At 61.4% G+C, this 10,401-nt stretch carries 7 protein-coding genes; 3 read left to right on the top strand and 4 right to left on the bottom strand.

Annotation, left to right across the window (positions count from 1 at the left end; translation table 11 throughout):
* Positions 1-278 precede the first annotated feature (278 nt).
* Entirely contained in the window at positions 279-1,277 is a 999-nt protein-coding gene (locus BMS17_RS03215; RefSeq protein ID WP_046028004.1) for an NAD(P)H-quinone oxidoreductase, read from the bottom strand.
* A 57-nt stretch (positions 1,278-1,334) separates the two neighbouring features.
* Positions 1,335-2,546 (bottom strand): YbfB/YjiJ family MFS transporter, encoded by a 1,212-nt coding sequence (locus BMS17_RS03210; protein WP_046028003.1) that lies wholly within the window; start codon positions 2,544-2,546, stop codon positions 1,335-1,337.
* A gap of 113 nt (positions 2,547-2,659) precedes the next feature.
* Here BMS17_RS03210 and BMS17_RS03205 point away from each other — a divergent pair, with 113 nt between their 5' ends.
* Positions 2,660-3,535 (top strand): LysR family transcriptional regulator, encoded by an 876-nt coding sequence (locus BMS17_RS03205; RefSeq protein ID WP_046028002.1) that lies wholly within the window; start codon positions 2,660-2,662, stop codon positions 3,533-3,535.
* A gap of 162 nt (positions 3,536-3,697) precedes the next feature.
* Here BMS17_RS03205 and BMS17_RS03200 read toward each other — a convergent pair whose 3' ends face one another.
* Positions 3,698-4,420, bottom strand: coding sequence for a pirin family protein (locus BMS17_RS03200; protein WP_046028001.1), 723 nt, complete (start codon positions 4,418-4,420; stop codon positions 3,698-3,700).
* A gap of 334 nt (positions 4,421-4,754) precedes the next feature.
* On the opposite strand from BMS17_RS03200, the gene BMS17_RS03195 reads away from it, so the two are divergent.
* Positions 4,755-5,705 carry a GlxA family transcriptional regulator gene (locus BMS17_RS03195; protein ID WP_046028000.1) on the top strand — a complete coding sequence of 317 codons (951 nt, stop codon included), beginning with the start codon at positions 4,755-4,757 and terminating at the stop codon, positions 5,703-5,705.
* A 186-nt stretch (positions 5,706-5,891) separates the two neighbouring features.
* On the top strand, positions 5,892-7,361 hold the full coding sequence (locus BMS17_RS03190; protein ID WP_046027999.1) for a winged helix-turn-helix domain-containing protein: 1,470 nt from the start codon (positions 5,892-5,894) through the stop codon (positions 7,359-7,361).
* On the opposite strand, the gene BMS17_RS03185 is transcribed toward BMS17_RS03190, so the two are convergent.
* Complete coding sequence (locus BMS17_RS03185; protein ID WP_077430404.1) at positions 7,350-10,154, bottom strand: winged helix-turn-helix domain-containing protein; 2,805 nt, start codon at positions 10,152-10,154, stop codon at positions 7,350-7,352. The two genes, BMS17_RS03190 and BMS17_RS03185, sit on opposite strands and share 12 nt — an antisense overlap.
* Between the last annotated feature and the right edge of the window lie 247 nt (positions 10,155-10,401).

Genomic DNA, 10,401 nt, shown 5'->3' with positions numbered 1-10,401 from the left:
CACCTGGTTTTGCGATGCTGGATAACTGATGACGTGAACGGCCAACCGGCCTGACGACAACCCTGAGCTCCTACACGGCTGTAAGGCCGTTCCACTAATTAGGGTCGTTGGGCATCGATTCTCATCGAGGCGCGGGGTGACAGCCCCACTCAGACGCCGGATAGATGAAAGCAAGCCAAACACGACATCAAAAACAGTATTGCAGAAAAGGGGGTAACCATAGATGTAGGAGCCGGGCTTGCTCGCGATGGGGCCATCACTGCCTAAACCCATCTCGATCAATCCACCGTCAACACAATCTTGCCAACGTGATCACCTCCCTCCATCCGCGCATGCGCCTGCGACGCATCGGCAAGCGCATAGACCTTGTCGATCATCGGCAGGCAACGCCCGGCGGCGAGCACTGGCCAGACGTATTCACGCAGTTGCTCGGCAATCGAGGCCTTTTCTTCGCGGGTGCGTGAGCGCAACAGGGAGCCGGTGATGATTGCGCGTTTGGCCATGATCGCCAGCAGGTCGACATCCTTGGCATGAGCGCCGCCGAGAAACCCCAGCATCACCAGTCGACCTTCCATGCCCAAGGCGGCGATGTTCGGGTTCAGGTACGAGCCGCCCATGATGTCGAGGATCACGTTCACGCCTTTGCCAGCGGTTTTTTGCGCGATGACGTCGGCAAAATCCTGATCGCGGTAGTTGATCGGCTCAGCCCCCAACTGGCGGATCACCGCACACTTTTCCTCACTGCCGGCAGTGGCGAATGCCTTGACGCCGAACTCGCGACACAGCATCAACGCGGTGGTGCCGATGCCACTGGTGCCGCCGTGAATCAATGCGCGCTGGCCTTTGCTGGCGCCGCCCATGTCGAACAGGTTGGCCCACACCGTGAAAAAGGTTTCCGGGATCGCCGCCGCGTGCACCCAGTCCATCCCTTGCGGGATCGGCAGCGTCTGGCTGGCCGGTACCACGCAATATTGTGCGTAGCCGCCGCCGTTGGTCAGCGCGCAGACCTTATCGCCAACGATAAACTCGCTGACGTCCGTACCGATCGCCACCACTTCGCCGGCCACTTCCAGCCCGGGGATCGGACTCATGCCGGGCTTCATCGGGTACTTGCCGGCGCGCTGGATCACGTCGGGGCGATTGACCCCGGCAGCGTGCACGCGAATCAGCACTTCGCCCGCACCCGGAGTAGGCACCGGTTCCTGGCGCGGTTTCAACACCTCGGGGCCGCCGGGCTCGGTGATTTCAATCAGGGTCATGGTTTGGGGCAATGTCATGTCGAATTCCTGGAACGAAGAAGTCATAAAGTGGGACCGCATCAAGGTGTCGGTGATTCAGTTCAAAGCGGGCAGCAAACCCTCACGACGGTTCAGCAACCGCGTGACGTGTTCCAGCAACAGTGCAACCACAATCGCACCGGCTGCGATGACAAACAACATGGCGTGATGACCGCCGCTGGCGTTAAACAGTGCCGAATAGGCAAACCCGGCGATGGCCTGAAATGTTGCAAACGAAACCGTCGCACGACTCCAGGCCATTTGCTGCTGGTGATGCTGGGGAATCAGTTCGTGAACCCGTGCCAGCGCCAGCGGGACGATGCCCGGCGGGAACGAGCCGATAATCACCGCCAGCAACGCCAAAGCGGTAAAGGAGCTGGAAATCGACAGCAGGCCAACGGCAATCGCCTGCACCACCAGCACCAGCCGAATACTCATCTTCGCGCCCAGTTGATCCGCCAGAAATCCGTAACTCACCGGCCCGATAATCGCGCCAAGGCCATACATCACCCAAATCAGCGCACCGACGTGCGGCCCGGCACCGAGGCCACGAGCCACGTAATCCACCAGGAACACCATGGCTGGCACTAGCCCGGCGGCCATGAGCGCGTATTGAGCGAACAGCAGGTAAACGTTCCGGTCAGTGGCTGTCTTGGGTTCCTCGACGGAGGGCGTGACGGTGGTGTGGTGAGTGTCTGACGGCCAGCCGAACCAGCTGGCAGCGGTCAGCAACAAGGACAGCAGACCAAGCCCGAACCAGGTCTGTTGCAAGCCGAGGCTCAATAACGGCGGGACAATCGTCCCCGAACCGGCAATGCCCAGGCCAATACCCAGAAAAATCGCACCACTGGCCAGCCCCCGGCGGGATGCCGGGACATGCGGCAAGACGGTGGCGGCCACCAGCACCATGATCGCGCCACCGGCAATGCCCGACAGCAGGCGCCAACCGAAGAACCAACTCACCGACAGGGGAAAGCCACAAGCAAAGAATGACAAGGTCACGGCCACCATCATCAGTCGCAGCGCGGTTTTGTTGGAGGTGCGTTGCGCGACGGGGCGACCAATCAGGGCACCAATCAAATAGCCGACCAGATTGGCGGCACCGAGGTAAACCACGTCGCGGGTGGAAAACCAGTGCGCCTGGATCAGCGATGGAATCAGTGGCGTGTACGCGAACCGCGCCAGGCCAATGCTGACCAGGCTGGCGCTGAGGCCGGCGAAGATCGGCAGCCAGATCGCGCTGCGCGGGGGAGTCGATGTGCTGTGCATGAGAAGGGTCCAGTGAGGTGGATGCTGGCCTTCAGCCTATCGCGATTGATTGATGCAATAACGCAGCGATTTTGCGTTATCGTGATGCGAAATTGCATCGCTAGGGGCGCCGCATGAACTGGGATGACGCACGGGTATTTCTGGCAGTGTGCCGAGAATCGACCCTTCGGGGTGCGGCGCGGGTGCTGGGGGTCGATCAGGCCACGGTGGGCCGGCGTATCACTGCGCTGGAAAAGTCATTGAGTGCCACGTTGTTTCTGCGCACCTCTGAGGGCTATGCACTGACCGCAGTCGGCGAGGCGGCGTTGGCGGCAGTGGAAAAAATGGAGCGCTCGGCGCTGGAACTGCAGCGTCAGATTCAAGGGCTGGACGACCGGTTGACCGGCCTCGTCCGGGTCACCACCACGGATTCGATGGCCATCGACTTCCTGATCCCGGCCATTGCGCGCCTGCATCAGCAGCACCCCGATGTGCGGGTGCAATTGGACGCCTCGACGCAGATCCTGAGCCTATCCAAGCGCGAAGCCGACATCGCTGTGCGCAACACCCGACCGGATAACCCGGACCTGATCGCCCGACGAATTGCCCGCTGGCCGGTGGGGCTGTTTGCGTCCCAGGCGTATGTGCAAGCCAACGGGGTGCCGGAGCCGGGCTCGGCGTTTGAAGGGCATGATCTGGTGGTGTATCAGCCGTACCTGCAAGGCAACAAGGAGATGACGCTGGTGTCGGAACCACTGGCGCGCGGGCGGATTGTGTCGAGCCTGAGTTCCAGCCTGCTGGTGCGTCGCTCCATCGCGGCGGGGATCGGGTTGGGGGAAGTGCCAGTGTACTTGGGGGAGAGGGACGGGCTGGTCAGGCTCTGGCCGGAGCGCACGCGACCGCTGCCGTATGACATCTGGCTGGTGACCCACGCCGACTTGCGGCACACCGCGCGGGTGCGGGCGGTCATTGATGAAATTGTCGCGGGGTTTTCCGGTACGGGGGAGTGACCGCACACAACCTGTAGCAGCTGGCGAAGCCTGCGTCCGGCTGCGAAGCAGTCGTGATTTCAAACGCAGCGGTCTAAATGACAGACCGCATGCGCTGGGTTTGCGACTGCTTCGCAGCCGGACGCAGGCTTCGCCAACTGCTACAGGGATCGTGGGTGACTGTTACGGCATTTCAGGCAGTTCATGCGGGCGCAGGTCGAACACCAACACTTCGGCGTCCACGCCATTGCTCAACGTCAGCACCTGCTCATCGCGAACCCGCACGCCGTCGCCTGCCTGCAACGACACACCGTTGAGTTCGACACTGCCACGGGCCACATGCACATAGGCATAGCGGTTGGCGGCCAGCTCAAGCGTGGCGCTTTCCTTGCCATCAATCAGCGCTGCGTACACCCGGGCATCCTGGCGCACTTTCAGCGAGCCCTTGGCGCCGTCCGGGGAAATGATCAGTTGCAGGCGTCCGCGTTTCTTTTGCGTGCTGAAGTGCTCTTGCTGATAACGCGGTTTGGCGCCGCTCACTTCAGGCACGATCCAGATCTGCAGAAAGTGCACGGGGCGTGTTGCCGAGTGGTTGTACTCGCTGTGCGCCACGCCACTGCCGGCGCTCATCAACTGCACGTCACCCGGGCGGATCACCGAACCGGTGCCCAGGGTGTCCTTGTGTTCCAGTGCGCCGTCGAGCACGTAGGAGAAAATCTCCATGTCGCGGTGGGGGTGCTGGCCAAAGCCTTTGCCGGCCGCCACGCGGTCATCGTTGATCACCAACAGATCGGAAAAACCCTGTTCTTTGGGGTTGCGATAGTTGGCGAAGGAAAAGGTATGGAACGACTTCAACCAACCGTGATTGGCCGCGCCGCGATCAGAGGCTTTGCGAAGGGTCAGCATGATGAAATCTCCTGTTGGGACGTTGATTCGTCCGAGTGAGGAGAAGGTTAATGGTTACTAGTGGGTGCAATAAGTAGATGAAAATTGAAATACTGTCTCTTTCAAGTTGACAGTCATGTGCAAAGGATCACGGACGCCAACGTCACGATTAGCCATAATGCACAGCATCCTTTTAATGCCGTACCCCTAACCCTGTGGGAGTGAGCCTGCTCGCGATAGCGGAGTATCAGTCGACATCAATGTTGACGTTGCCGACGCCATCGCGAGCAGGCACGCTCCTACAGGGACCGGTGTCTGGCCAGTATTCTTTTTTGACTTCAGTGACTCTTAGCCCATGAAAACCGTAGCTGTAGTGTTGTTCCCGGGCTTCCTCCTGCTCGACATGGCCGGTCCCATGGAGGTGTTTTCCATCGCCAACCGATACCTGGCGCCGGCTGATTGTTACGAGCTGACGACCATCGGCACCGAGGCTGGCGCGCTGCGTGCCTCCAACGGCGTTCGCGTTCAGGCCGATTTGCACATTGATCAGGCGATCGAGGGTTACGACTTGCTGCTGGTGCCGGGCGGTCCCGGTGCCTATAACGAAAAACATCCGCCGTTGCTCGCCTGGCTCAAGGGCGCCGTAAGCCGTGCCGGGCGCTACGGTTCGATCTGCACCGGCGCCTTTGTCCTGGGGCATGCCGGTTTGCTGGACGGTTACCGCGTGACCACCCACTGGCACTACACCGAACGTTTGATCAAAGGCTTTCCCAAGGCCACGGTGGAGACCGATCAAATCTACGTTCAGGACCGCAATCTAATCACCTCCGGCGGCGTGACCGCCGGCATTGACCTGGCGCTGGCGGTCGTGGCCGAAGACCATGGCAAGAAAGTCGCGCAGGACGTGGCCAAAGTGCTGCTGGTGGTGATGAAACGTCAGGGCGGGCAGGCGCAATTCAGCCCATTGATGGCCACGGTTGCCCCGCATGAAACGCCGATTACCCGGGTGCAGAACTATGTACTCGAACACCTGGATGAAGCGTTCAGCATCGAACGCATGGCCAGCCTGGCAACCATGAGTGCGCGGCATTTCACCCGGGTGTTTGCCCGGGAAGTGCATATGACACCGATGGAGTTCCTGCAAAACGCGCGCATCGACCACGCCCGCAGCTTGTTGGAAACCTGCGACTCACCGCTCAAGACCGTGGCTTTCAAAAGCGGCTTTGGCAGTGTGCGGCACATGCGTTTCCTGTTCAGTGAAAAACTCGGTTTGACCCCCAGCCAATACCGCGAACAGTTCAGCTAGAGCGTTGTGTCCGTTGCACGCACCCTGATGGCCGTGACGCTCCCTCCGTGGCAGTTGTACCGTCACGCAGGCCTGCCAAGATACCCCCTTAACTCTTTGCGATGGAGGTGCGGGAGCCTGGAGGGCGAGTGCGATGGACGATTGCAGCACGTTAAGCCGGGCCAGGTTTTCAGCACGCGAACGTGCATGAACAGCCTCAGAGATTTAAACAGCGAAGCGGTGCTGCATTTCGGCCCCTACGCGTTTCACCAGCACCAACGGCTGATTCTCGACGGTGAACGGCCGCTGCGCATGGGTGGGCGGGCCCTGGATATTTTGCAGGTGCTGGTCGAGCGTGCCGGGACGGTGGTCAGCAAAGACGAATTGATCGCCCAGGTCTGGCCGACGTCGGTGGTCGAAGAAATCAACCTGCGCGTGCACATCGCCGCGCTGCGCCGCGCCCTTGGCGACGGGCAGAATGGTCAGAATGGTCAGCGCTATATCGTCAATATTCCCCAGCGCGGGTACAGCTTTGTTGCCCCGGTGCAGCACCTGCCGGCGGGCGCACCCATTGCGATTCAGACCGTTCAGAACGCTCAGCACAACCTGCCTGCGCGGCTCATGCCGGTGACCGGTCGAGACTCGATTGTCGGCAGTCTGGTCCGGCAATTGCCGGTGCGACGTCTGATGACGCTGGTTGGTCCCGCCGGCATCGGTAAAACCACCGTGGCATTGCGCGTTGCCGAGCTGCTGTTGCAGCACTATGAGGACGGCGTCTGGCTGGTGGATCTGTCGACGATTGATGATCCGGCGCAAGTGATTGCCCACCTGGCGCGCACCCTTGAACTGGACGTCGGGGCTACTCTCGAGGTGTTGGCGCAACGCCATACGTTGCTGGTGCTCGACAACTGCGAGCACCTGCTGGAGCGCTGTCGCACATTGGTCGAAAGCTTGCTGGTTGCGGCGCCCCGGCTGTCGATTCTGGCCACTAGCCGTGAACCGCTGCGGGCCTCGGGGGAAACCATCCTGCATCTGCCGCCATTGGCGGTGCCGCCCGCTGGCGCTGTACTCAGTGTCACCGAAGTCATGGGCTATTCAGCCGTGCAACTGTTCGTCAGTCGCGCCCGTGCCCGTCAACAAGGCTTTGTCCTGCGCGAACAAGACCTCATGGCGGTGTGTGAAATTTGCCGCCGGCTCGATGGTTTACCGCTGGCCATTGAACTGGCCGCCACGCAAATCGATGCGTTGGCGCTGGTCGGCTTGCAAGCCCAGCTCGACAACTGTTTCCAGCTACTGACCCAGGGCCGGCGCACCGCCGTTCCCCGGCATCAAACCTTGAAAGCTGCGCTGGACTGGAGCTATGAACAGCTGAGCCCGTTGGAGCAAACGGTGTTGCAACGCCTGGCCGTATTCAAAAAGGCCTTCACCCTGGACGCCGCCATGGGGGTGATCAGTTGTGCGGTGTGGCAACCCGGTCGCTTGATCGAAGCGATGCAACACCTGGCGCTCAAATCGCTGTTGTCGCGGGAGCAGGGCAGTGGGGTGACCCGTTACCGGCTCCTCTACACCACCCGCGCGTACGCCCTGGAAAAGCTCGAACACGGTGGTCAATTGCCCGAAGTCGAAAGGCGCTACACCCGTTACATCAACCGGGCGCGCAAAGCGTCAGGCAGGTAGATGGCGTTGCAACTCGTCGAGTAACCGGCGGACTTTTGTCAGGTCCGGCGTGGAAAAGCCTTCGGTGAATCGCTGGTAAATCGGCTCCAGCAGCTCATGGGCTGGCCGATAGCGGCCCTGACGCTGCCAAAGCTGTGCCAGCGAGGTGGCGCTGCGCAGTTCCCAGGCGAGAGCGCCCTGGGTTCTGGCGACATTCAGGGCCCTGATCAGCACGGCTTCGGCGGCCTCGGTTTTCAGCGGGCAATCCTCGGTCAGCAGCGCGCTCGCCCTGGCCCGCAGGATTTCTGCGGTGCTCCAGCCTGCGGTGCCGGTATCTGCTCGCTGCTGCAAGGCGTCATCGACGAAACCGCTGTCCAGCGTGACCATGATGTCCTTGATCAACCCGCTGCCCGGTGGGGGCGGCAAGTGCGCTTGGGTCTGGTCAATCACCTGCGCGTAGTGCCGCGCCCACGTGTGGAACAGCAGCACCGAATGTTTCTGCGCTTGTTCCAGCAGCAGGCGCAGGAGTTCGCGGGCGGTGCGGGTGTCACCGTTGTAGTGGGCGATCAGGCAACCGGCCAGGGCCAGGGTGTAGCAGATGGAGGTGCCATGGTTGATCTGGATCGCGATGTCCAGTGCCTGCCGGGCGGTGCGCCAGGCCTGTTCCGGTCGGCCCTGCAACCACAGGATGCGCGCCAGAATCGTCAGGGCGGCAACGCTCTGATCGTATTGCACGCCAAAACCAAGGGTGAAGCGGTTGAGGTGGCCGCTCTGGGCCATGCGCTGGATCACTTGTTCGGCATTCATCCGTGCTTGTTCTTGATCACCCGAAAAATGCAGGGCCAGCACGCGTAAACGGTGTGTGCTCAGCGACAGCACGGTGTCGTCATGTTTGCCCAGCCGATTGAACTGCAGGCTCTGTTCCAGTGCCATTTGATAGTTGCCGCAACTGAGATTGACCGCCATGTACCCGGACAGCGCTCGTAGTTGACCGGTCAAGTCACCACACTGATTGGCGAGGGCTCTGGCGCCGACGAAGGCGTCGATGGTTTCAGCGGTCCCCCCCTGGAGGTGGTAGCAGGAGGCGCCGAGGGCAAGCTTCAGGTTCATGTGCAGATGACAGCAGGGCTCGGGCGTCGCATCGAGCAATGCCAGCGCCTTGCGCACATAATCGCCGTGCTCCTTGAGCAACGACAGTTCCTGCCAGAGCGGCGTCGACGTTGCGACAAGGCGAATCGCCAGGGCCTGTTGGCGTTGCGTATTCAACCCCCAGTCGAGGGCCGAACGAATGTCTTCCAGGGTCCGGGCATAACGCTCGATCCACAGGCGGGTTGGGATGTGTTCCCAATCGCTCCGGGCCTGATGCATCAAGGCCAGGCAACGTTCGGCATGGCGCACGCGGGTGTCCGGCAAGTCGGCGGCCTGGTCGAGTTTTTCCAGGGCATAGTGGCGCGTGGTGTCGAGCAGGCGGTAGTACACGTCTTCGTCGCCCACTTCCACGCTCAACAGCGATTTGGCCACCAGTTGGGTGATTACGCCAAAGACCCTGTCGGGATCGATGTGTTCGCCGACGATCACCGCCGCCGCTGATTCCAGGGTGAAGCCACCCCGGAATACGCCGAGTCGGCGCAGGCAGGTTTGCTCGCACGTCGTCAGCAGTTCGAAGCTCCAGTCGAGCGTAGCGCGCAATGTCTGGTGTCGGCCCAATGCCGGCTGACACCCTTGGGTCAGCAGGCGAAAACTGTCCTGTAGCTGATCCAGCAATCCGCTCAAGCCAAAGTGGCCGACTTGCGCGGCGGCCAGTTCGATGGCCAACGGAATGCCATCCAGGCGATGGCAGATGTCGACCAGCAACGGTAGGTCTGCATCGCTCAGTTCAAAGCTGTCGTGGCTGGCCATCGCCCGCTCGACAAACAATTGCAGGGCCGAAAACGTCAACGCCTGAGCGCGGTCCAGCACTGCAATGGGTGGCGGACAGTCCAGCGATTCAAGACGCTGAACATATTCGCCTTCAGCCCGCAGGCTTTCGCGACTGGTGGCCAGAATGTGCACCTGCGGCGCGCCACGCAGCAGGGTTTCGCAGAGCACCGCGAGGGTGTCGACCAGATGTTCGCAGTTGTCGATCACCAGCAACATTTGCCGGTCGCGCAGGAACATCGCCAGGCCGTTCATGGGGTCGGCGTCGGGCAAGGACACCTCCAGCAGCGTCGCCAGATGACTGCTGATCATTCTCGGGTCGTTGATCGGGGCCAGGTCCAGCAAGCGAATGCCGTCCCGGTAGCGTCCGATCAATTGTTCGGCGACGCGCAGGGCCACGGTGGTCTTGCCGATGCCGCCGGGGCCGACGAGGGTGATGAACCGCAGGTGAGCCAATCGCGAGACCAGACTGTCAACCAAGGGTTGGCGACCGATCAGGCGGGTACGGCGCACAGGCAGGTTATGGCCGCTCGGCGCCGGCCCTTTGCGTACGGGCGGTTGTTCGATCAGCTCCAGCGAGAAGGGCGCGACAAAACTGTAGCCGCGTTGTGCCACGGTGATGATGTAGCGCTGGCCTGCCTGACCATCGCCGAGGGCTTTGCGCAGCGCCGCCATGTGCACCCGCAGGTTGATGTCTTCCACCACGCTTCTGGGCCAGACCGCCGCGATCAATTGCTGCTTGCTGACCACATTCCCGGCGTGCTCCAGCAGGATCAACAGAATGTCCATGGCACGCTTGCCCAGGCGCAAAGGCTGGTCGGCCTCCATCACCAGACGTTGTCCGGGATAGATCCGGTAAGGGCCGAAATGCACAACCTGTTCAGGGGAAAGGGTCAACGGGTCACTCCTGCCTGCATCCGTCTAGTACGCGGTTTCCGAGCATATTCCTCAGGTTTTCGCGGCAACGCAATGCGCGGCGCGAGTGACTGCGGGGTGTCCGCCCCGACGGCCGCTACCGGCCACGCGGCAGAGGCCGTGTTTACGGTAACAAAGCCGGGGTTACGGCTTTTGGTGCGCCAGGGAAAATTAACAACGTTTAACTCGTGTTGAGTCTGGTCCGCGCCCAAAACTCTCGTCCCATGGG

The sequence above is a fragment of the Pseudomonas sp. C9 genome (assembly GCF_002000165.1).
Lineage (GTDB): Bacteria > Pseudomonadota > Gammaproteobacteria > Pseudomonadales > Pseudomonadaceae > Aquipseudomonas.
The sequence above is the reverse complement of the archived record's forward strand: the minus strand, read 5'-3'. Positions and strand labels throughout refer to the sequence as shown.